Raw genomic sequence first — 331 nt, 5'->3', positions numbered from 1 at the left:
GATAACTCACTGCGTGCTGCATTGACGCGAACTTCAGCGTCATCCAGCGCTTGCAGGGAAGTCATGCCGGAGGCACGCAAAGTCTTCAACCGCTGCAAAGCGCGATCTGACTGATCGAGTGCGAGCGAGGCACTGCGGGCTGCATCTTCGGCTGAATTCAGATTGTCACGGATCGAGGTTTCATCCAGTTTGACCAGGATATCGCCACGCTTGACGATGTCGCCGTTTTCCTTCAATACCTGCAGCACGATGGCTTGAACCTCAGCGCGTAAATCGGCTTTGCGTTCCGGCTGGACAGAACCAGTGATGACGGGACCTGAGGCGAGCGCAT

1 pseudogene is annotated in these 331 nt (G+C 56.2%); it reads right to left on the bottom strand.

What is annotated here, in order from left to right:
• Positions 1-331, bottom strand: a pseudogene (locus KDM89_RS20975) (efflux RND transporter periplasmic adaptor subunit); the annotation flags it as partial.

This window comes from Cognatundibacterium luofuense (genome assembly GCF_018139685.1).
GTDB lineage: Bacteria > Pseudomonadota > Gammaproteobacteria > Burkholderiales > Burkholderiaceae_D > Undibacterium > Undibacterium luofuense.
Note: the sequence above shows the minus strand (reverse complement) of the source record. Positions and strands in the feature narration are given on the sequence as shown.